21 protein-coding genes and 1 other RNA gene are annotated in these 19,945 nt (G+C 59.7%); 10 read left to right on the top strand and 12 right to left on the bottom strand.

Going from position 1 to position 19,945, the window contains the following annotated elements; all coding sequences use genetic code 11:
• Positions 1-181 precede the first annotated feature (181 nt).
• Together ACGHU1_RS13720 and ACGHU1_RS13725 are read left to right on the top strand one after the other, a co-directional pair.
• Positions 182-2,797 carry a TonB-dependent receptor gene (locus ACGHU1_RS13720; protein ID WP_390587843.1) on the top strand — a complete coding sequence of 872 codons (2,616 nt, stop codon included), beginning with the start codon at positions 182-184 and terminating at the stop codon, positions 2,795-2,797.
• Between the two features lie 126 nt (positions 2,798-2,923).
• Positions 2,924-3,394 (top strand): DUF805 domain-containing protein, encoded by a 471-nt coding sequence (locus tag ACGHU1_RS13725; protein WP_390587844.1) that lies wholly within the window; start codon positions 2,924-2,926, stop codon positions 3,392-3,394.
• A 68-nt stretch (positions 3,395-3,462) separates the two neighbouring features.
• Here ACGHU1_RS13725 and ACGHU1_RS13730 read toward each other — a convergent pair whose 3' ends face one another.
• Positions 3,463-6,012: an ABC transporter permease gene (locus ACGHU1_RS13730; protein WP_390587846.1), complete on the bottom strand. Its 2,550-nt coding sequence runs from the start codon at positions 6,010-6,012 to the stop codon at positions 3,463-3,465.
• On the bottom strand, positions 6,009-6,716 hold the full coding sequence (locus ACGHU1_RS13735) for an ABC transporter ATP-binding protein (protein ID WP_390587847.1): 708 nt from the start codon (positions 6,714-6,716) through the stop codon (positions 6,009-6,011). The genes ACGHU1_RS13730 and ACGHU1_RS13735 overlap by 4 nt, the downstream gene beginning before the upstream one ends.
• A gap of 59 nt (positions 6,717-6,775) precedes the next feature.
• Between ACGHU1_RS13735 and ACGHU1_RS13740 the strand changes: the two genes are divergently transcribed.
• Positions 6,776-7,534, top strand: a complete 759-nt coding sequence (locus ACGHU1_RS13740) for an arylesterase (RefSeq protein WP_390587849.1) — start codon at positions 6,776-6,778, stop codon at positions 7,532-7,534.
• On the opposite strand, the gene recF is transcribed toward ACGHU1_RS13740, so the two are convergent.
• Positions 7,531-8,619: a DNA replication/repair protein RecF gene (gene recF / locus ACGHU1_RS13745; RefSeq protein WP_390587851.1), complete on the bottom strand. Its 1,089-nt coding sequence runs from the start codon at positions 8,617-8,619 to the stop codon at positions 7,531-7,533. The two genes, ACGHU1_RS13740 and recF, sit on opposite strands and share 4 nt — an antisense overlap.
• 390 nt (positions 8,620-9,009) lie before the next feature.
• Here recF and ACGHU1_RS13750 point away from each other — a divergent pair, with 390 nt between their 5' ends.
• The 3 genes from ACGHU1_RS13750 to ACGHU1_RS13760 are packed head-to-tail and all read left to right on the top strand — an operon-like array spanning position 9,010 to position 9,515.
• Complete coding sequence (locus tag ACGHU1_RS13750) at positions 9,010-9,123, top strand: enoyl-CoA hydratase (RefSeq protein ID WP_390587853.1); 114 nt, start codon at positions 9,010-9,012, stop codon at positions 9,121-9,123.
• A 36-nt stretch (positions 9,124-9,159) separates the two neighbouring features.
• Positions 9,160-9,306 carry a hypothetical protein gene (locus tag ACGHU1_RS13755; protein WP_390587854.1) on the top strand — a complete coding sequence of 49 codons (147 nt, stop codon included), beginning with the start codon at positions 9,160-9,162 and terminating at the stop codon, positions 9,304-9,306.
• Positions 9,303-9,515: a PspC domain-containing protein gene (locus ACGHU1_RS13760; protein ID WP_390587856.1), complete on the top strand. Its 213-nt coding sequence runs from the start codon at positions 9,303-9,305 to the stop codon at positions 9,513-9,515. Before ACGHU1_RS13755 ends, ACGHU1_RS13760 begins: the two co-directional genes overlap by 4 nt.
• 93 nt (positions 9,516-9,608) lie before the next feature.
• On the opposite strand, the gene ACGHU1_RS13765 is transcribed toward ACGHU1_RS13760, so the two are convergent.
• Genes ACGHU1_RS13765 through ACGHU1_RS13785 form a run of 5 tightly spaced genes read right to left on the bottom strand, consistent with a single transcriptional unit; the run spans position 9,609 to position 13,187 of the window.
• On the bottom strand, positions 9,609-10,403 hold the full coding sequence (locus ACGHU1_RS13765; RefSeq protein WP_390587858.1) for an SDR family oxidoreductase: 795 nt from the start codon (positions 10,401-10,403) through the stop codon (positions 9,609-9,611).
• Positions 10,400-10,987, bottom strand: a complete 588-nt coding sequence (locus tag ACGHU1_RS13770) for an NUDIX hydrolase (RefSeq protein WP_390587860.1) — start codon at positions 10,985-10,987, stop codon at positions 10,400-10,402. The genes ACGHU1_RS13765 and ACGHU1_RS13770 overlap by 4 nt, the downstream gene beginning before the upstream one ends.
• A gap of 14 nt (positions 10,988-11,001) precedes the next feature.
• On the bottom strand, positions 11,002-11,676 hold the full coding sequence (locus ACGHU1_RS13775) for a TPM domain-containing protein (RefSeq protein ID WP_390587862.1): 675 nt from the start codon (positions 11,674-11,676) through the stop codon (positions 11,002-11,004).
• 3 nt (positions 11,677-11,679) lie between these two features.
• Complete coding sequence (locus ACGHU1_RS13780) at positions 11,680-12,561, bottom strand: TPM domain-containing protein (RefSeq protein WP_390587864.1); 882 nt, start codon at positions 12,559-12,561, stop codon at positions 11,680-11,682.
• 23 nt (positions 12,562-12,584) lie between these two features.
• A complete protein-coding gene (locus ACGHU1_RS13785) occupies positions 12,585-13,187 on the bottom strand; it encodes a LemA family protein (protein ID WP_390587866.1) in 603 nt (200 codons plus the stop codon).
• A gap of 173 nt (positions 13,188-13,360) precedes the next feature.
• On the opposite strand from ACGHU1_RS13785, the gene mscL reads away from it, so the two are divergent.
• From mscL to ACGHU1_RS13800, 3 genes are all read left to right on the top strand, one after another.
• Positions 13,361-13,795, top strand: a complete 435-nt coding sequence (gene mscL / locus ACGHU1_RS13790) for a large conductance mechanosensitive channel protein MscL (RefSeq protein WP_390587868.1) — start codon at positions 13,361-13,363, stop codon at positions 13,793-13,795.
• Between the two features lie 47 nt (positions 13,796-13,842).
• Positions 13,843-14,220, top strand: a transfer-messenger RNA (tmRNA) gene (ssrA, locus tag ACGHU1_RS13795).
• Positions 14,221-14,351: 131 nt separating this feature from the next.
• On the top strand, positions 14,352-15,110 hold the full coding sequence (locus ACGHU1_RS13800) for a hypothetical protein (RefSeq protein ID WP_390587870.1): 759 nt from the start codon (positions 14,352-14,354) through the stop codon (positions 15,108-15,110).
• Between the two features lie 4 nt (positions 15,111-15,114).
• On the opposite strand, the gene ACGHU1_RS13805 is transcribed toward ACGHU1_RS13800, so the two are convergent.
• Positions 15,115-15,369 carry a hypothetical protein gene (locus tag ACGHU1_RS13805; RefSeq protein WP_390587872.1) on the bottom strand — a complete coding sequence of 85 codons (255 nt, stop codon included), beginning with the start codon at positions 15,367-15,369 and terminating at the stop codon, positions 15,115-15,117.
• A 119-nt stretch (positions 15,370-15,488) separates the two neighbouring features.
• Complete coding sequence (locus ACGHU1_RS13810; protein ID WP_390587874.1) at positions 15,489-16,754, bottom strand: N-succinylarginine dihydrolase; 1,266 nt, start codon at positions 16,752-16,754, stop codon at positions 15,489-15,491.
• Positions 16,755-16,804: 50 nt separating this feature from the next.
• Between ACGHU1_RS13810 and ACGHU1_RS13815 the strand changes: the two genes are divergently transcribed.
• Positions 16,805-17,683, top strand: coding sequence for a class I SAM-dependent methyltransferase (locus ACGHU1_RS13815; RefSeq protein WP_390587875.1), 879 nt, complete (start codon positions 16,805-16,807; stop codon positions 17,681-17,683).
• Positions 17,684-17,696: 13 nt separating this feature from the next.
• Here ACGHU1_RS13815 and ACGHU1_RS13820 read toward each other — a convergent pair whose 3' ends face one another.
• Positions 17,697-18,713, bottom strand: a complete 1,017-nt coding sequence (locus ACGHU1_RS13820) for an arginine N-succinyltransferase (protein ID WP_390587877.1) — start codon at positions 18,711-18,713, stop codon at positions 17,697-17,699.
• Entirely contained in the window at positions 18,710-19,927 is a 1,218-nt protein-coding gene (locus ACGHU1_RS13825) for a hydrolase (protein WP_390587879.1), read from the bottom strand. Before ACGHU1_RS13825 ends, ACGHU1_RS13820 begins: the two co-directional genes overlap by 4 nt.
• Positions 19,928-19,945: the final 18 nt, after the last annotated feature.

The following is a 19,945-nucleotide window of genomic DNA, read 5'->3' on the forward strand; positions in this document are numbered from 1 at the left end:
TGAGGCACAATCGGGTGTGTCAGTGTTGCAACAAAAGCGCGTTTGCCACGCAATTCAGCGGCTTCCGGCTTGTCCGTTCATTAACGCTCACCTAGTAGATTAGTTAATCGTAGCCGGTGGAGTGGGCCGTTTCTGGTCCGCGAGACAATCGGTCTCGATGGGATATTGGAGAGGAGCTTCCATGCGTTCGAATTCAACCGGCACTGCCGGAACTTACCGTATTGCCCTGCTCGCAGGAGCAGCGGCCTTCGCTTTCACCGCACCTTCAGTCGCACTGGCACAGCAGGTCGATTCCGACGATGCTGACGAGCTGGCGCTCGAACTGGAAGACGAAGATAGCAGCAACCAGATCATCGTCACCGCTTCCAAGCGCGAACAGACGCTGCAGGAAGTGCCGATTTCGGTCTCCGTGACCAGTGGTGAGACGCTGGAGCAGGCGCAAATCCGCGACGTGCTCGATCTGCAGACCGTGACCCCGTCGCTGCGCGTCAGCCAGCTTCAGACGTCGTCTGCATCGACTTTCATCATTCGCGGTTTCGGTAACGGCGATAACAATTTCGGCATCGAGCCATCGGTCGGTGTGTTCATCGACGGTGTGTTTCGTTCGCGTTCGGCAGCGGCCCTGTCCGACCTTCCCAATGTACAGCGGATTGAGGTCCTGAACGGCCCGCAATCGACCCTGTTCGGCAAAAACGCATCGGCGGGTGTCATCTCGGTTATCACGCGTGAGCCGCAGTTCGAATTTGGCGGCGCGGTGGAAGCTGTTTATGGCAACTTCAACACCGTCATTCTGAAAGGCGATATTACCGGACCGATTTCGGACAATATCGCATTCTCCATCGACGGCAGCTATCAGACCCGCGACGGATACGCCGAAATCGTCAATCTCGGTGAAGACCAGAACGACCGCAATCGCTGGGCCGCTCGCGGTCAGCTGCTGATCGAGCCAACACCGGACTTCAAAATCCGCGCCATCGCCGATTATTCGAAGATCGACGAAGTCTGCTGCCAGGTCAGCACGCTGGTATCCGGCCCGGTAACAGGTGCCATCAATGCGGTCGGCGGACAGCTATCCACCGACTTCTTCGGTTACGACGCATTTCTGAACATCGTGCCGAACAACGAAGTCGACAATTATGGCGGATCCATCCAGATGGATTATTCCGCCGGACCGCTGTCCTTCACGTCGATCACATCATATCGTGAACTGCAGAACTTCTTCGCTTCGGACATCGATTATTCGAGCGCGGATATTGCCAATCAGACGCAGGATCAGGACGTAGAGACGTTCACTCAGGAGCTTCGGATTACGTCCGACTTCGACGGTCCGTTCAACTTCCTGCTTGGCGCGTTCTATTTCGATGAAAGCATCTCGCAGGATAGCGCCATTCAAAACGGTGCGGACATCCGTGATGTGTTTGAATTGCTCGCAGGCGGCAACCCGGTCGATGTTCTGACCGGCGCACCCAGCGTATTTAACGGCGTAGAGCTGGCTCTTGACCTACCGCAGGAAAGCATTTTCAACACTCCGCTGCTTACGGCCGAACAGTTTGCGATGGACAACACGGCCTATTCGATTTTCGGCACAGTCGATTTCGAACCATTCGATGGCCTCGTGCTGACCGCCGGTTTCAACTACACCGACGACAAGAAGGATTTTGCCCTTTCGCAGCAGAGCTTCGATCCGCTGGGTCAGGTCAACCTTGTTGATGCGTTCATTACTTTGGCGACCGCTGGCGGGGTCACGACCCGCGATCAGTTCCAGGCTCTTCCGCAGGCCAATCAGGATGCGCTGCTGGCCGCGGCCACTGATCCGACCGTGAACGAGCTGCTGGGACTTTCCGCGTTCCAGTTCCAGCCGCCTTTCCTCGACATTCCAAACGCTGTCGAAGATGGCCGGACGAATGATGACAAGTTCACCTATCTGCTGCGCGCCGCGTATCAGGTATCGAATGAGGTCAACCTATACGCCAGTTACGCCACCGGCTTTAAAGCCAGCTCGATCAACCTTTCGCGCGATAGCCGTCCTAACGGTGCCGATTTTGTCGCCGGACCGGGCAATTCCACTTTCGCTGCGCCGTCTTCGCCAATCATCGATGCTGGCCTAGCGACCGCCAACCTTGTTTCGGGCACCCGCTTTGCCGGCCCCGAAGAGGCAGAAGTCTATGAAATCGGCATGAAGGCGCAGTGGGAAGGATTCGGCTTTAACCTTGCCCTGTTTGACCAGACGATTGACGGTTTCCAAAGCTTTGCCTTCACCGGCACCGGCTTTGCCCTGCGCAACGCAGGCCAGCAATCGGTCAAGGGCTTTGAATTCGACAGCACGATCAACCCGGCAGATGGCCTGGTGCTGACGTTTGCCATGACCTATCTCGATCCGCTGTTTGACAGCTTCCCGGGAAGCGTGGTTGGCGATCTGACGGGTGAGACCCCGGCCGGTATCCCTGAGATCACGATTGCGACCTCCGCAACCTACACGCACGAATGGGACAGCGGTACGCGCCTTATCAGCCGCATCGATTACAACCATGAAAGCAACACGCCGATCAACAACGGCCTGCCGACTTTCAATGCCGCTTTGGGTGAAACGCTGATCTTCAACCGCGAAGTCAACCTGGTGAACACCTCGATCACGCTGGCGCTGAACAACGGGTTTGAAATCGGCGCTTATGCCCGCAACCTGCTCGATGATCAGTACATTCTGACAGTGTTCGACGGTGTGGCGCAGGCCGGGACCGTGTCCGGTTACCCAAGCGCGCCGCGCACCTATGGCGGTGTCGTGCGCTTCAAGTTCTGATCTTAACGGATCACTAACTCTAAAAAGGGGGCCTCGCCGGTTTACGGCGGGGCCTTTTTTGTTATGCTTTGCGATGGCACCGCGCGAAACAAGGGGTTCACCGCGCGGGATAACAGGGGACCAGATATGTATTGGATGCTTTTGCCGTTCAGGCGCTACTTCGACTTCGAAGGCGGGTCGCGCCGGATGGAATACTGGATGTTCGCGCTGCTCAATCTGATCGTGAGCGCCGTGCTGGCAGGGCCGTTCGTCGTTTCCATGCTCACGATGGAGACCGCGATGGGCGGTTCTGATGAAGCTGTCGCGGAGGCGCTCATGGGCGGGGTCGGGACGCTCGGCACGATCGGTCTGGGTCTTTATGGTATCTTCGCCCTTGCGATCATCATTCCAAGCATCGCTGTCACCGTGCGGCGGTTCCATGACCGCGATATGTCGGGTTGGTGGTATCTGGGCTTTATCGTCGCGTCTTTCATTCCTCTGCTGGGCTTTGTCGCATCGATTGCGCTGATAGTGATCATGTTCCTGCCGGGCACCCCGGGGCCAAACCGCTTTGGACCAGATCCGAAAGACCCGTCGAACGCGGAAGTTTTTGCCTGATTAAGGCGTTTCGCAATTTGTGATGGAGAAGGGCGGGGCCGCACTGGCCTCGCCCTTTTGCATGGCGGCTACAATTCTCTGAGAGCCTGTGCAGGTTTGGCCCGCAGCAGCGGCAACGATCCGCCCAGCGCGAACGCCAACACAATAAACAGGCCAAGGCCAAGGACGGCTAGCACCTCGCCCCAATTCGGAAGCCAGTCAAATTCGAACAGCTGGGTGATGATCACCCAGGCAAGCCCCGATCCCAAGGCCAGCGCCACTCCGGCTAGTGCGAGAGCAATCAGGCCGTACTCTGCCAGCTGCATCATCAGCACCTGACGGCGGCTCGCGCCCAGAACGCGCAGCACGACGGTATCGTACATCCGGGCGGCCCTGGCAGCGGCAATCGCGCCCATCAGCACGGCAAGACCCGCCAGGACGGCGACAGCCGCTGCGGCAAGCGTGGCGAGGCTGACCTGTTGCAGGATAGTACGCGCCTCGGTCAGCACTTCGCCTACCTCGACCACAGAGCTGGACGGGAATTGCCGGACCAGATCGCGCAGCAACGCGCCCTGCTGCGACGGGTCCGCTCCGTCGGCTATGTCGATAGTCGCGGAAAGATTATGCGGCGCGTCGGAGATAGCATTGCGGGAGAAAACGAGAGTGAAGTTGAAGCCCATGTTCTCCCAGTCAATCTCGCGGATGTTCGCAATCCGCACGTCCCGTTCGGTGCCTAGAATGCCGACTGTCAGGTAATCGCCAATTTCCAGATCGACCGCTTCGGCAAAATCGGTGTCGATCGACACGAGACCTTCGCCGTCATGCGCTGCGTCCCACCATTCGCCCTCTGACACGCTGTTGCCCGGAGGAACGTCATCCGAATAGGTGATGCCCCGTTCGCCGCGCAGCACCCACGCGCCCTCGGGTAGCTCTTCGAGATCGGCCACGCGGACCATGTCGTCTTTCGGTCCGTACGCCAGCACCGATCCGCGCATTGTCGGGACGGTGCGGATCATCGCGTCGGGGAAACGGTCAGTGATAAGCGTGCTGAACTGCTCTTCACCCTCGACCGGCACGTCGAGCACGAAATAGTCTGGCGCCTCGCGCGGAACGCGGCTCTGGATATTGCCGTCGATGGCTGACTGGATCGCGGCCAAAAGCACGAATGCGGCTAGGCCGAAGCCCAGCGCGGTGACCAGCGCACCGGTCGGCGCGCCGGGACGGTGGATGTTCGACAGGGCAGAACGAAGCAGCGGGTTGCCAGGGCGCGGAAGCTTGCGCGCAATATACTGGATCAGCAGGCCAAGCCCCGCGAGCACGATCAAAGCGCCGCCGGCCCCGATCAGGAATCCGCCTGAAAGCAGCGGCTGGTCCGTCGTGATAAGCGCGAGGATGCAGATCGCAGCAATGCCAAGGCCGGTTGCAACCAAGGCGCGCTTGTCCCGCGAGAGGGGCACGATCCGCGACCGCATCAGCGCCATCGCAGGATAAGAACGCGCGCGCAGCAACGGCGCAGCGGCGAATGCGAATGCGACCAGCAGGCCATATGCTCCGGCGAGGAGCAGCGGTGCAGGCTCAATCACAAAGCCTCCTTCGACCGGAAGCAATCCTTCAAGCGCAGACCCGAGGAGCGGTGTGATAAGAACGCCGGTCGCGAGTCCTGCCGCGCTACCGATCAGCGCCGCGACACCAATTTGCAGTGAATATATGCGGACAATATCGCGCGACGAAGCGCCGAGCACTTTCAGCGTGGCGATACTGGTGCGGCGCGCATCGAGGTATGACGATACGCCGCCTGCGATGCCAATGCCGGCAATGACCAGCGCAGCCAGACCCACGAGAGTTAGAAAGTCGCTCATCTGCCGCACAAACCGGTCAGCGCCGGGAGAGGCTCGGTCGCGGGAGCGAAAATCGAAACCCGCATTCGGGAACGCTTCGGTTAGCGCCTCTTCGACCGCTTCGGGGTCTTCGGAAACGTCATTGAAGGCGATCCGATATTTGCTTTGGTAAAGGGAGCCGGGTTGCAGCAATCCGCCATCCAGCGGCACACTTTCGGCGACAAGGACGGTCGGGCCAAGCTGGAACCCTTCGGAAAGGCGGTCAGGCTCATTCTCGATTACTCCGGCGGCTCTGAGGCTTGCGGTGCCGACCGTGAATGTATCGCCCACTTTGATTTCGAGCCGGTCGAGAGCGCCTTGCGCCAGATAGGCTTCGGTGCCGGTGGGGGCGCCCGTTTCGGTGCCATCTGCCAGCGTCAGGCTGCCATAAAGCGGCCAGCGATCATCGACTGCCTTAAGCTCAATCGGCGCGGCGCGGCTATCATCGCCGTCTCCGGCGGTGGCCATCGCTTGCAGCCGGGTGCCGCCTGACATCGTGCCATATTCTGCCAGCGCGTCCTGTTCTTCGGGCGAAAGGTCGCGCTGCCATACCTCTACCTCAAGATCGCCGCCCAGCAGCACCTGCCCACTGGATGCGAGTTCACGTTCGATCGCGGCGGTTAGCGATCCGATTGCCGCGAGCGCCCCTGTGCCAAGGAAGATGCACACCAGCAGCAGCCGCAGCCCGCGAAAACGCGCGTTGAGGTCGCGGCGGGCAATGCGCCATGCCGCGCTCCATGAAAGACCGCCTGCTGCGCTCATGCCGGGACTTTAAGGTCCGTTTTGGTGTCCGAGACGATAACGCCGTCTGCCATCGTCAGCACGCGTTCGCATTTGTCGGCAAGGCTGGCGTCATGGGTGATTACCAGCAACGTGGCGCCTGTTTCCGCGCGGCGATCAAACAGCAGCTTGACGATTTCCTCGCCTGTGCTCACGTCTAGATTGCCAGTCGGCTCATCGGCAAAGATCAGTTCGGGGCGAGGGGCGGTGGCCCGCGCGATGGCGACCCGCTGTTGCTCTCCGCCTGATAGCTGTGTGGGATAATGTTCGATCCGGTGGCCCAGACCGACCGCTTCCAGTTCCGCCTTCGCACGCGGTTGCGCATCGTCAGCGCCCGACAATTCCATCGGCGTTGCGACGTTTTCCGCCGCAGTCATGGTCGGAAGCAGGTGAAACGCCTGAAGCACTATGCCGATGCGCCCGCGCCGTGCCTGCGCGAGGCCATCTTCGTCCATGCCAGAAAAATCGGCTCCGGCAACATGCAGGGTGCCGCCGGTGGCTCGCTCCAGCCCGGACAGCACCGCCATAAGCGAGCTTTTGCCCGAACCCGACGGGCCGAGCAGGGCGACCACTTCACCCTTGGCGATATCAAGGTCGATACCGCGCAGGATTTTGACCGGCGCATCCTTGCTGCCAAGCGTCAGGGTAAGATTGCGGGCGGAGATTGCGTTTGATGATTGTGTCACAGGAACCAGATGGCATTAGGGTGGGTTTCAGACAAGATACCCAACCGAAAGATTGATAGATGCAGGAACGCACTTGGTCGAAAACAAAGATTTTCGCTGCCGCTCTGGCTGCGATGGCAATGCCGGTGGCATTGGCAGGATGCAGCGAGAACGCCGATAGTGCCGCGCCGGTTCCCAGTGATCGCGCTGCGGCACGGGATGATGCCGGGCTGCCTGCTATCCCGGTGATGGGACCGCAGGTGAATATCCTTGCTTTTGGAAACAGCCTGTTTGCCGGATACGGCGTGGACAAGGCCGATAGCTACCCTGCAAAGCTAGAGGCGGCATTGCGTGCAAAAGGCATCAATGCAGCGATGGTCAATGCCGGCGTTTCGGGCGATACGACCTCTGCGGGGCTGCAACGGCTGGAATTCACGCTGGATGCGCAAGAGGAAAAGCCGGACTTTTTCATTCTTGAGCTGGGCGGAAACGATCTGCTGCGCGGGCTTTCCCCGGCGGAGACGAAGGCCAATCTGGCCGCGATGCTGGATGAGCTCTCTGCGCGGGATATTCCGGTGCTGCTGATGGGAATGCGCGCGCCGCCCAATTACGGGCCGGAATATCAGGCTAATTTCGATGCGCTCTATGGCGAACTGGCCGCACAATATGATGCGGAGCTGATCCCGTTCTGGCTTGAGGAAATCTATCAGGACCCCTCGCTATTCCAGTCAGACCGGATACATCCAACAGAAGAGGGTATCGAGCAATTGGTCGCTGCAACAGTGGATGATGTTGCGCAGGCTTTACCCGCAACCGAGGCCGAAACGGCTCCGGCCTAAAGCCGCTGTAAAGAGCCGTCGCTCACCCGCCAGATCGCCGCTTCACTTTCTATGTCTGTGAAAGGCGACATTTCGGTGCCCGTCATCCAGACCTGTGCTTTACCCTGCCTCAGCCTGCGGAAAAGTTCCGTGCGGCGCACCGGATCAAGGTGCGCGGCCACTTCGTCCAGCAATAGTGCGCTGGGCCTGCCGGTCGAAGCCAGCACGCCGTGCGCCAGCGTGATGGCGATCAGCATCGCCTTTTGCTCTCCGGTCGAACATGACGCCGCCGGAACACCGCTCGATGCCATCGACACCTCCAATTCATCGCGGTGCGGGCCGACAAGGGCGCGTCCCGCCGCGCGATCACGCGGTCGGGCGCGGGCCAGTTCGGCGAGCAACTCCGCAGGATCGCTCGGCCCGCCCGGCCTGTAAACCAGGAATGGACGCGCGAAAGGTTCGGGGGGAAGGGCAGACAGCTCGTCCGCCAGTTCGCTGATAAGACGCGCACGGTTCCGTGATACAAGCGCGCCGTGCTGCGCGACCTGCGCCTCTATCGCGTCGAGCCAGCGCGCCTCTCCGCCAACCTCCAGCAGCCGATTGCGTTCGCGCAGCGCGTTGTCGAGTGCAGAGACGTTCTTGGCATGGCCCGGCTCAACAGCCAGCGTCATGCGGTCGATGAACCGCCGCCGAGCGCCTGCGCTGTCGGTGAACAATCCGTCCATTGCGGGCGTCAGCCAAGATATTGCGTGCCATTCCGATAGCGCGCTTGCCGTCGCCTCGGCGCCGTTGATACGCACCAGCCGGCGGGTGGGGCGGTCCGGTTCTGTGAAGGTGCCAATGCGGGCGGAAACCTGCCCCTGCTCAATCAGGCTGGCGCCGATTGCAAAAGCGCCCGTGTGCGCATCGGGAGAGGGTTTCAAGGCGAGATCAGCCAAATTGGCACGCCGCAACCCGCGCCCCGGGCTCAGAAGTGACAGCGCCTCCAATATGTTGGTCTTGCCCGCCCCATTCTCTCCGACCAGCAAATTGAAATGTGCGGTCTCTGCCAGTTCGGTGGCAGCGTGATTGCGAAAATTCTGGAGAGTGATCTTGGTCAGCGCCATCAGGCGAAAAGCGGTAGCATGGCGCGCGGCAAAGGCCAGTGCGCAAGGCGGGGAAAATCGCAATCCCAACAGGTGGGGAAAAATCCCAATAGCTGGGATTTGTTAACCTAGTGTTCATATTGCTGAGCCGCCGAAACGGCAGAAATCTGCGGTTTTTCGAGTTTGGCACACCTCCTGCAATGTATCGGGTGTCCACCGGGACGGTCCCGGAAGACAGCAAAACGATCAAACAGGAGACTTAAACATGTACGCCCAGAACCTCTCAAGCCGCTTCGCAGCCGCCGCTTTCTCTATCGCAATCTCGGCCGCTTTCTTCGCTTACGCAATCATCCCCGCCAGCCCTTCGCTGATGGCCTGATCGCGCCGCATTCTCACAAAAGGAAATCCCCCATGCCTGCCAATGAAACCTCTGTCCGCCTTTTCGCCGCCGCTTTTTCGGTGCTCGTTTCGGCCTCCTTCTTTGCCTACGCAATCATTCCTGCCAGCCCGAACCTGATGGCCTGATTGCAGCTTTAACCCACTACGAAAGGAATATTTGAAATGTACTCGTTCTTCGACCTTGGCAACGCAGCAAGCGCCCGGTTCGCAGCTGGAGCCGGTGCGATGATCGTCACGATAATCTTGATGGCCACAGCAATCATCCCTGCCAGCCCGTCCAGCCCTCTTATTCTTGGAGCCCTCGCATGAGCAATCTGACCAATCGCAATGACGGACCGCCCAGTGCTGGCTTCCGCCTTGATAAATCCAACGCAAAGATCTTCGGCGTGTGCTCAGGTCTTGCCAATGCCACTGATATTGATGCCACGATCTGGCGCATCGGACTGGTCGTAGCGACCCTGCTGGGTGTCGGCCTGACAATTCCGATTTACATCGCAGTCGCCCTAATCGCCGACTGAGCGCAGCTTACGAAAAGCGAGAACCCGGTTTTCGGACCGCTGCGCAACCGATCTGATCAAACCGGGAGGGGCCAAACGGCCCCTCTTTTGTTTTTACATCGCGGAAATGCCGCCATCCAGCTTGATCTCGGCGCCGGTCATGAATCGGCTTTCATCGCTGGCCAGATACACCACAGCATTGGCAATATCGTTCGGCTCCCCAACGAAACGGAGCGGGATCTGCCGCGCGAGCTTGCTAAGCAGCACGTCCTTATCAAGGCTGTGGGCTTTCGCCGTGCCGTCCAGGATCGGGGTGTCGACAAAGGTCGGGTGCACCGAATTGCAGCGGATTTGCATATTGTTCTTCGCGCAGTGCAGGGCGATGGATTTCGACAGCATCCAAACACTCGCCTTCGATGCGTTATAGGCTGGCATGGTATCGCTGGCGATCAGTCCGGCGATGGAGCTGATGTTGATGATCGAACCCGGCGCATGGTCACGCATCAGCGGAAGCGCCTTTTGACAGCCGTGAAAGATCGAATCCACATTTATCGAGAAACACCGCTGCCAGTCTTCGAACTTGCAGGTTTCGATATTGCCCGCGACGCCGATCCCGGCATTGTTCACCAGCACGTTCAGGCCGCCCAGATGCTCGCGCGCGGCATCGACTGCAGCCTCCCAATCGGCGGGGTCGGTCACATCGTGGGCGATGCTGAACGCGGTCCCGGCGCCCATTTCCGCATTGACGATTTCGGCCGTTTCAGCCGCACCTTCGCCGTTGATGTCGGTGGCAAGCACGCGCGCGCCCTCTTGCGCGAGCCGGATGCAATGCGCCCGGCCAAGCCCTTGCGCGCCGCCGGTGACGAGCGCGAGTTTTCCTTCGCAGCGGGCGGTTTTTGTCGTTGTCATCGTAGTTTCTCTCCCAAGTATTCCGGTGTCAGCAGCATCCCGATGCGCACATCGACAGCATGGCCCGCTGCCCGCCAGTCGGCGACGAAATCAGCCAGATCGCGAAGCGCAACGCGGTGCACATTGATCGTTTCGTCTTCCAGCCCGCCGCCTTTGCCAACCTTCGTCAGGCCGGTCGCGCGCAGCAGAGTGAAACATTCGGACACCATGCCGGGTGACGAGTAAAATTCGCCCAGCACTTCCAGTGTATCGGCGCGGTATCCGGTTTCTTCCTCCAGCTCGCGCGCGGCGGCCTCTGCGGCCTGTTCGCCTTCGCCGCCATCATCGTCGCCGACTAATCCGGCGGGTATTTCCAGACTGAAGCGAGATAGCGGCACGCGGTATTGGCTGACCAGGATGACGTGGCGTGTGCCATCTGCATCTTCGTCAATTGCAATGATAGCAGCGGCGCGGATGCCGCGCGCGCGGCCCACATATTCCCAGCGTCCCCGCGTTTTGGCGGTGATAAAGCGGCCTTCCCAGCGGGTTTCCTCTGGTTGGTCTGCGTCTTTATCTTTGGTGAGATTTGAAAAATCGCGAGTCATGGTCGCGCGCAGGCTTAGACTTCGATCAGCCGGTCGGGAAGCTCATTCTCGTCATCTTCGGCGCGGGGAAAGTGCTGCGACAGGATAAAGCCGACATCGCGCACGCCGACCGCCATTCCTTCAGCGATATTGCCCGATTTGATCTCGGCCAGCATGTCGCCCATCGCCTCTCCCCAAACCTCCGCAGAAACCTGCGCAGCGATGGGTTCGTCCGCAACGATTTCAGCGCGGTGTTCGCTCATGGAAAGGTAAATGAGCACGCCTGTGCGCCCATGCGTTCGCCGCTCTGCGCCGACTTTGAAATGCTTGATCGCCTGTTCGTGGACGCGGGCGGTTTTGACAGGATTGGGGATCATCCGAAATTTGAGCGGTTCCCACATCTGGACCAGCGACACGGCGAGGAATGTGATCAGGCCGAGCGCGATAGTCATGCTGACTAGCTCGCCAATCGACCATTCATTGCCCCAGCCGCCGCTCAACATCTCCCAGAAATTGAGGAACGGCTCCGGCAGGAAGGCGAAGATGCTCATCACGGTAAAGCTGGCTGCAACCGACCACCATAACGAGACATCGCTGTACCCGTCGCTGCGATCTGCAAGGACGGTCACGATCTCACCCGAGGTCGTCAATTCCGCTTCGCGCACCGCTTCGGAAACGATCAGGTGCTGCTGTTCGCTAAGATAACCCATTGCTTACCAGCCCCCCGAGGCGCCGCCGCCCCCAAACGATCCGCCGCCGCCGGAAAAACCGCCGCCGAACCCGCCGCCGCCGCCAAATCCGCCTCCGCCGCCCCAGTCATCGCCGCCGGACAACGCGCCGCGCACGATGGCACTGCCCACTTCCCAAAGGATGATGTCGCTGGCGGTGTCGGTCCAGTCGCGGCCCCGACCGTGTTTTCCGCCACGCTCACCCCACGGACCTTTGCCGGTGGAGCGATATTTGCGGCGGCGCTTACGCCCCCGCAGCAGTGGAAGGACAAAGAAGAAGAAAAAGAATGCGAGCGCCATGATCGCGCCGAACGGAAATCCGCCTTCACGAGACGCGCTTTCGCGCTGCTGGCTGGCCGCTTGTGCGATCCGCTGCGCTTCGTCAGGGGGCAATTGCAGCTGGGTGACAATGGCATCGGTCCCTGCGACAATGCCTCCCGGATAATCATTATTACGGAACCGGGGCAGGATTTCGTTCTGGATAATTACCGAAGAAAGCGCGTCGGTCAGATATCCTTCGACGCCGTATCCCGTCGCTATGTGAACGCGCCGCTCATTAGGGGCGACAAGCAGCAGCGCCCCGTCATTGCGCTCCGCATCGCCAAGCCCCCATTCGCGGCCAAGCTGGTATCCGTAATCTGCGATATCATAACCATCGAGAGTGGGCACCGTTGCCACGACAAGCTGCCGCTGTGACTGCGTTTCCAGCGCCTCAAGCTTGGCAACCAGCTGAGCCTCGACATCGGCAGGGATAATGTCGGCATTATCGACCACTCGCCCCGTCAGCTCGGGAAATTCCGGCTGCGCGGCGAGCGGTGCGGCGATAAGCGCCGCGAATGCAGCTAGCAGGGCAATTACGTAACGCATCGGGCGAGGGCGTATCACCCCGATCAGTTCGACGTCAGGTCGAGCTCGGGCGCGGCTTCTGCGCCTTCGGTTACGGCCGAATATGGCACCAGTGGGTCTGCGCCGTGGATGATATTCGCGCCGATCGTGTCGGGGAAGGTGCGGATAGTGGTGTTATATTTGCGCACCGCCTCGTTGTAATCGCGGATTGCGACTGCAATGCGGTTCTCGGTCCCTTCGAGCTGGCTTTGCAGCGTAAGAAAGTTCTGATTCGACTGGATGGTCGGATAGGCTTCAAAACTGGCGAGCAGCCGGCCAAGACCCTGACTTAGCTGGCCTTGCGCTGCGGCGAGCTCTTCCATTTTTGCTGGATCGCCCAGATCATCGCCGGAGATATTGATCGCGGTTGCGCGGGCGCGCGCTTCAGTCACTTCGGTCAGGATGCCGCGTTCGTTCTCCGCAGCGCCTTGGGCAACTTCAGCGAGGTTGGGGATGAGGTTGGCGCGGCGTTGAAACTGTGCCTCAACATCGGCCCATTTCGCTTTGGCTTCCTCTTCGGCAGCAGGGACCGAGTTGATCCCGCACGCGGCGAGTGTCAGCGAAGCGGCGATAACCATCACGCCGCGGGTTACGGTTTTTAGAAACATGCAATCCCTCCAGAAAGGTGCGCGGCAGCAGAACGGGCCGCGCGGTAAACCTGTATTGCAGATATAGCACACCTGTTGCCGCTTTCAAGAAGTCCACAGGGCCGCATCCACGCTTGGCAAATATCACCTTAACTGCAAGTCTCAGGATCCTTCATCTGCGCAAGGGGATCACGATGTTTTCAGAATTCAAAGAGTTTATTGCCAAGGGCAACGTCATGCAATTGGCCGTCGCCGTTATTATCGGCGGCGCATTTGCGACCATCGTAAAATCGCTGACGGATGAGGTCATCATGCCGCTGGTGGGTGCGGTGTTTGGCGATGTCGATTTCTCGGACAAATATATCATCCTGTCTGGCGAAGACGCGATTGAAACCGGCATGTCACTGGAAGCAGCACGAGAGGCTGGGGCTAATGTATTGGCCTGGGGCAGCTTTATCTCCGCAGTGATCAATTTCCTGATCCTGGCGTTCATCATCTTCCTGCTGGTCCGCTACACAATGAAAATTATGGCCCAGTTCGAGAAGAAGGAAGAGGCGGCGCCGGAAGAACCTGCTGCCCCGACCGAAATCGAGCTGCTGACCGACATTCGGGACGCGCTCAAGAAGTAAGGTCTCGCGCGCGCACGATTAAAATCGTGCGCGCGCAGCCACTTCGGTCACTTTCAATTAAGGTGAAACCGCTTATATAGGGGCTGTCGGGCAACCGACTATGGCGATAAATTGCTGCGTGCAATAGGTACAACGGACCCGGGGGCAGTACCCGGCGTCTCCACCATAACCCTCTGTTCCAAGAGGTTTTTGACGGGGACGAACCAGGATCGACGTGGACTGAAAAGCGTAGTTTTTGCCCGGGCTGAGTATCCCGCAAAAATGTTCACAACTCATAAGTGCAAACGATAACGAAGCACTCGCAATCGCTGCGTAATCTGACGGCCTAAGGGCCTGATCTTACAAAGCTAAAGCGCGGTTGGACCGACCGGGCAACAGAACGGATTCCGGGGCTCCGGGGGTAGCTAGCAACAGAAACCCCCACTTAAATCTATGCGGGAAAGGCAGAACGTCTGCAAAGGCGCAGCGGTACTCCCACCGGATAGAAAAGGCGCGGGGTAGCTAGCAACAGAAACCCCCATCGTTTTTGGCTATGTCTGAGGCTCATTTGAAGCACTTGCGTATTCCTCTGGCCGTTATTGCTGCGTCGCTGATGGCCGCGCTTGCGCCCGCTCAGGCATCGAGCGAGACCCGCGAGCAATATCTCGACCGGCTGCGCGCTGTGTGCGAGGCCGATTGCCTCCAGCCCAAACAGTTTCAAAGAGCTGCGCGAAAGCGGGCCAAGAGCGATGACAGCGACATGGCCCTCATTATGGACGTCGCGTATCTGAGGCGAGAAGGCTCCAAGATCGAGCTTTACAATTTGAACCTCGAACGTTCGATCCTTGAAGAGCGTGCAATACTGGAATCGGCCGGGATCAATACATCATCGCGCAGCGGAGTAGGCGGACTGCCGCGTGGCCGCGGACCGGTGGCCGATCCCAATGTGATCGTGATCGAAATGGATCAGCAGTCTGTGTTCGATCTGCTCAACCCGCCCGATACTGCGCGCAATACGGCGTCTGCTTCCGCCCCGCCGATTGGCGAGCAGGGGGAGATTGTGGTTGAGGAACAGCTGGGGCAGGATTTGAACAAGCCGACACTAGCTGCCTTGCGTGCCGCGCTCCTGAACCGGCGCATTGTCGTTCGCGGAAAACCGCGCCTTGAAGTCGGGATCGTCGGCGCGCGCCGCGATTTTCGCCGGAAACAGGTTATTCTGGAACTTGGCAATGCCGATGATCTGGTCATGCTTCCGCGGTATGACGAAGAAGGCAATCCGATCCTCGACGGGCAGCTTGCCGGTTTAAAACAGACCTCGGCCGCGCAGGGCGAATAACGCCTTAATTGCGGCTTTTTTCAGCCGCTGTTTTCAATTCCGCCAGCTCTTTTTCCGCTTTCAGGCCGTCGAGTATCTTCGCGCCGCCCAAAAAGACCGCTCCGCTCGTCGCCGCGAACAGCGCCCAGCCCCAGCCGCCGGGATATTCTTCAAGATAAATCACGCCGCGCGTCATCGCGCCCAGAGCCAGCGCATAAATGATCACGAAGGCTTCGAACCTGTTCTTGATGACAAACAGCCTTGCGATCTTTTTCAGCATGCGCGCTCCTTCGCTAACCGTTTGTTTTCGAAACCTTATGCCGCTTCCCTCTTGGCTGCGGCCGGATCGGTTAACATTTCAGTAACTGTAAACGCACGCGGCACAAGCGCGCAAACGCGTTAACCAAGCTGCGTGATACCAAGTGCGGCGAGCAGTTGTTTCCTTGCGGTGACTACCGTGCGGGCCAGCGTTTCGGAGCCAATGTCCGCCGGATCAATCTGTTCGGGATAATGCGCCGCAATTGTTTGCTCCAGCAGGTCGGCTTTGGCGTCATCCAGCATAAAGCGCGGATCGACGCTGCGCGGATCGCACACGACGCGCAGGCGCAGGCAGGCGGGGCCGCCGCCATTGGCCATCGACTGGCGCACATCAACCGGGATCACGTGCTTGATCGGGCCGTTCCCGGCGAGCATACCTTCGCAATAGGCCCATACGCTCGCGCTTTCGCGGCATTCCTCCGGCACGATCAGCGCCATCGTTCCGTCGGGCTGCGTCACCAGCTGCGCGTTGAACAGATAGGTGCGGATCGCTTCCTCGATCGTGACGATATCCGAGGGAACTTCGACAATTTCCAGGGCGGGAAAAACTGCGCGGATCGCTTCGTAAGCGCTTGCCTGGTCGGCGAAGGCTTCTGCATGGGTGAACAGCACCCGTTCGTTCGCGACCGCGACGACATCATTGTGAAACGCGCCCGCTTCGATGGCGGCGGGGTTTTGCTCGATGAATACACAGCGCGCTGGGTCCAGACCGTGGCGGCGGGCGACGAGGCGGCTGGCCTGTTCGTGCTGGCGCGCGGGGAATCTGCCTCCGGGACGGCCATAGACGAACACCTCGACCCCGGCGCTGCCGTGCCCTTCGCAAAAGCGCATGTGATTGGCCGCGCCCTCGTCTCCGAACGTCATCGGCGCGATGTCGTGCACGGTGAAATGATCACGGTCCCCGAAAGCGACCTCCAGCATACGCTTTGTATCCGGCCATTCCTGCGCGCGGTGCAACATGGTCACGAGGTTGGCGGGCGTGAGGTGGCATTTGCCATCAGCAGTATCGGGAGCGGGCGAAACGGTCGCGGCATTGGCGGTCCACATGCTCGATGCAGACCACGGCGCAGCGCGCAGCCCGGCTGGCTCTGTCCCATCGTAGGCAAGAGCATCGGCCAAAGAATTGTTGGGGCGGGGCAGAGGCAGCAGAAACCCCTGCACGCCAAGCCGGTCAAGGTTGCCGCGCATCTTTGCCACGCCCTGAAGCGCGGCAGCACGCGGGTAAGAGGGATCGCCCTTGTGAGAGGCGCTGGCGATATTTCCGAGGCTGAGGCCGGCATAATTGTGGCTGGGACCGACAATGCCGTCAAAATTGATTTCGGTGAGGGATGCGTTCGTTTCAGACATGCCGTCAGCCTTAACCTCATTGCAAATCCTGTAAACTATGGACCGCGCACATGGATTTGCGCACCCTGGCCTGCACTGCCCTGAGCAAGCGTCTGATGATTGCTCCCGATGCGCGCATGGCGCAGGGCGATGCCTATGCCGATTGGCGCGACGCATCGCTGGTGCGCAGCTGGCGGCATTTCAGCGACGACGAACTGGATGGCAAGGACGTGCTCGATTTCGGTTGCGGGGCAGGGCAGTTGGCATTCTTCCTCGCTTCAAAAGGGCGCGCGAAATCCGTCACTGGCGTTGATATCGACCTTGCAGCGCTGGACCGGGCGCACGACGCTTTGCGTAGACGAGCCGACCTTGCCGATAGCCTACATTTCATTGAGGGCGATACAATCGGGCTTCCGCTGGACGATGCGAGCATTGACCTGATCACCGCATTCGATTGCCTGGAACATGTGATGGAGCCTGGGGCGATCCTGAGAGGCTGGGCGCGCGTCTTGCGACCGGGCGGGCGCGTGCTGATCGAATGGTTCCCGTTCAAGGGGCCGTGGGGGCCGCATATGGAGGCGCTGGTGCCAGTGCCGTGGGCTCATGTCATCTTTGGTGAAAAGGCTATGTTCCGCGCAGCTGCTGCGATCTATGACGATCCCGATTTCACGCCGCGCCATTGGGATATGGGCTCAGAGGGACGTAAGAAACCAAACAAGTGGACGCAGTGGGATAGCTTTGAAGAGCAGGGATACGTCAACCAGCTCGACATTGCGGGATTTCGCGATTGCGTCGCCGAAGCGGGTTTGCGGATCAAGCGGTTGTCGCGTTCCGGCTTCGGGCGCTCGGGCGCCGCGAAGGCGATTGGCGATGCCTTCATGGCGCTGCCGGTGCTGGGCGAATATGCAACAAGTTATACTGTAATCGCGTTGGAAAAGCCGCGCGCTTAATCCGGTCAGTCGATCAGCGCGCGACGCTCCACACCATGTCGCCTTCGCCCACATCCAGCGCGTCCGCCGCCGCCGAATCGATCGCGATACCGCCATCATCGTCAAGCATTCGTGCGCCGTAACAGGCGCGAAACATCTGCAGCCTTCCGGTGGCCAGGATGGCGCGTTCCCCTTCGGCTAGATCGACGTTCACGACCTTTGCCTCTGTGCTGTTTTTGACGCTGGTGACCTGATCGGTCGGGGCGACCATGCTTGGCCCGCCGTCGAAAATGTCGACATACCCCTCATATCGAAAGCCCTCGTTTTCGAGCATCCGCATCGCCGCCCGCCCGGTTGGATGGGGCACGCCGATCACGCTGCGGGCGTCCTCTGACAGCATCGAGACATAGACGGGGTGTTTGGGCATCAGGTCGGCGATGAACTGGTTGCCGTTGATGGCGTTGAAATAGTCCGCATCCTGAAAGCTCATGCCAAAAAATCGGCCTGCCACCCCGTCCCAGAACGGCGATCCGCCGCGTTCATCGATGATCCCGCGCAATTCGGCGAGGATGCGGTCGGCAAAGCGTTTGCGGTGCATCCCGACGAACAGATACCGGCTGCGCGCGAGCAGCAGGCCAAGCCCGCCTGCGCGTTCATTCGGGTGGAGGAACAGGCCGCCCACTTCGCTTGCCCCTTCCAGGTCGGTGGTCAGGCTAAGCAGTTCGGCGCGCACCGTGCGGTCAAGTTCTTGGCTATACTGCGTCAGCGTATTGAGTCTGTAGGAATAGAACGGCCATTGCTGGCCCACCTTCGTCATCAGCTGACAGGTGCCGGTTACTTTGCGCGTCTGGAGGTTTTCGAGAACCAAGACGAATTGTTCATCTACTAACTCGTCCTTGGTGTTGGCGAACGCTTCCGCTGCCCGGTCAAGCTTTGAGCCAAGCGCCTTCCTGTCGGCAGGCAAATTGGTAAATCCGCCGCCGGTTAACTTCGCCATCTCGTAGAGGTGCTCAAGATCGGCGGGTCGCGCGGCGCGTAGGCGAAAAGTCAATTCATGTCTCCGGCAAGAGCGCCTTCGGCAAGGCGCGATATGACGAGAGCGGACAGCGCGGCGCGCTCTTTCAGGCTGGGCACGATCAGGAATTCGTCAGCGGAATGAATCGATCCTCCGCGTACACCCATCGTGTCGACAACCGGCACTCCGCACGCGGCAATGTTGTTGCCATCGCACACGCCGCCGGTTGATTTCCAGCCAATCTCTTGCCCCAGCTGCGCGCCGCATTCTTTGACGAGGTCGAACAACGCCTGCGCCTTGTCATCGACGGGTTTGGGCGGGCGCGTCACACCGCCGTGGCGATGCGCAGTGATTTCATGCGCAGCCTCTATATCGCGCAGCAGGGTGCCAAGAGCGCTGTCGAAACCCTCCATCGCTTCGGTGGATTTCGGGCGAATGTTGAACCGCAGGATGGCGTGATCGGGCACCACGTTGTTAGGGCCGCCGCCCTCCAGCTTTGCCGGGTTGATGGTGATGTCTTCGCGCTCCATCGATTTAAGCCGCAGGATAAGGTCCGCTGCCGCGACCAGCGCATTGCGCCCCTCCTCAGGGTTGCGGCCAGCATGGGCGGATTTCCCCTTTAGCGTGATCGAGTAATTGCCAGTGCCGCCGCGCGCATGGGCCAGCGTGCCGTCAGGCAAGGCGGCTGGTTCATAAGTCAGCGCGGCCATTTTCCCGCGTGCCATCTCTGCGATAAGAGCGGAGCTTGCCAGTGAGCCTGTTTCCTCATCGGCATTGATCAGGATATCGTATCCGAGCGACGATGACTTGCCCGATGCCTCAAACGCCATCAGTGCGTGAAGGATAACGGCAATGCCGCCCTTCATGTCGGCAACGCCGGGGCCGTTCAACACTTCGTCGTCGAGCCATGATAGCAGCTTGAAGGGGTAATCTTTCGGAAAAACAGTGTCCATGTGTCCGGTGAACAGCACGCGGCGGTTCGCTGTTGGACGGACGCGGACAATCAGGTGCTGGCCATTTGCAATCTCGAATTCGCTGCCATCGGCGGCGATTCCCGTGACCGGTGCCGGATCAACCAGCTCCACCTCTCCTGGTAGGACGCTGAATGCATCGGCAAGCGCGCTCGCCTGTTTTTTCAGCCCTTCGATATTGCCGGTTCCGGTGTTGATCGCGCACCAGTTTTTGACGTTGTCCAGCATCGCCCCTGCGTCAATTCGGGCGCCAATTTGAGATTGTATTTCCGGTTTCATTGGAAACCACCTCTAGCT

This window comes from Erythrobacter sp. MTPC3, assembly GCF_042854385.1.
Lineage (GTDB): Bacteria > Pseudomonadota > Alphaproteobacteria > Sphingomonadales > Sphingomonadaceae > Erythrobacter.

Coding starts and splice junctions, on each gene's coding strand:
- ACGHU1_RS13720 (WP_390587843.1), top strand. CDS start 182: ATGCGTTCGAATTCAACCGGCACTGCCGGAACTTACCGTATTGCCCTG.
- ACGHU1_RS13725 (WP_390587844.1), top strand. CDS start 2,924: ATGTATTGGATGCTTTTGCCGTTCAGGCGCTACTTCGACTTCGAAGGC.
- ACGHU1_RS13730 (WP_390587846.1), bottom strand. CDS start 6,012: ATGAGCGCAGCAGGCGGTCTTTCATGGAGCGCGGCATGGCGCATTGCC.
- ACGHU1_RS13740 (WP_390587849.1), top strand. CDS start 6,776: ATGCAGGAACGCACTTGGTCGAAAACAAAGATTTTCGCTGCCGCTCTG.
- recF (WP_390587851.1), bottom strand. CDS start 8,619: ATGGCGCTGACCAAGATCACTCTCCAGAATTTTCGCAATCACGCTGCC.
- ACGHU1_RS13750 (WP_390587853.1), top strand. CDS start 9,010: ATGCCTGCCAATGAAACCTCTGTCCGCCTTTTCGCCGCCGCTTTTTCG.
- ACGHU1_RS13755 (WP_390587854.1), top strand. CDS start 9,160: ATGTACTCGTTCTTCGACCTTGGCAACGCAGCAAGCGCCCGGTTCGCA.
- ACGHU1_RS13760 (WP_390587856.1), top strand. CDS start 9,303: ATGAGCAATCTGACCAATCGCAATGACGGACCGCCCAGTGCTGGCTTC.
- ACGHU1_RS13765 (WP_390587858.1), bottom strand. CDS start 10,403: ATGACAACGACAAAAACCGCCCGCTGCGAAGGAAAACTCGCGCTCGTC.
- ACGHU1_RS13770 (WP_390587860.1), bottom strand. CDS start 10,987: ATGACTCGCGATTTTTCAAATCTCACCAAAGATAAAGACGCAGACCAA.
- ACGHU1_RS13775 (WP_390587862.1), bottom strand. CDS start 11,676: ATGGGTTATCTTAGCGAACAGCAGCACCTGATCGTTTCCGAAGCGGTG.
- ACGHU1_RS13780 (WP_390587864.1), bottom strand. CDS start 12,561: ATGCGTTACGTAATTGCCCTGCTAGCTGCATTCGCGGCGCTTATCGCC.
- ACGHU1_RS13785 (WP_390587866.1), bottom strand. CDS start 13,187: ATGTTTCTAAAAACCGTAACCCGCGGCGTGATGGTTATCGCCGCTTCG.
- mscL (WP_390587868.1), top strand. CDS start 13,361: ATGTTTTCAGAATTCAAAGAGTTTATTGCCAAGGGCAACGTCATGCAA.
- ACGHU1_RS13805 (WP_390587872.1), bottom strand. CDS start 15,369: ATGCTGAAAAAGATCGCAAGGCTGTTTGTCATCAAGAACAGGTTCGAA.
- ACGHU1_RS13810 (WP_390587874.1), bottom strand. CDS start 16,754: ATGTCTGAAACGAACGCATCCCTCACCGAAATCAATTTTGACGGCATT.
- ACGHU1_RS13815 (WP_390587875.1), top strand. CDS start 16,805: ATGGATTTGCGCACCCTGGCCTGCACTGCCCTGAGCAAGCGTCTGATG.
- ACGHU1_RS13825 (WP_390587879.1), bottom strand. CDS start 19,927: ATGAAACCGGAAATACAATCTCAAATTGGCGCCCGAATTGACGCAGGG.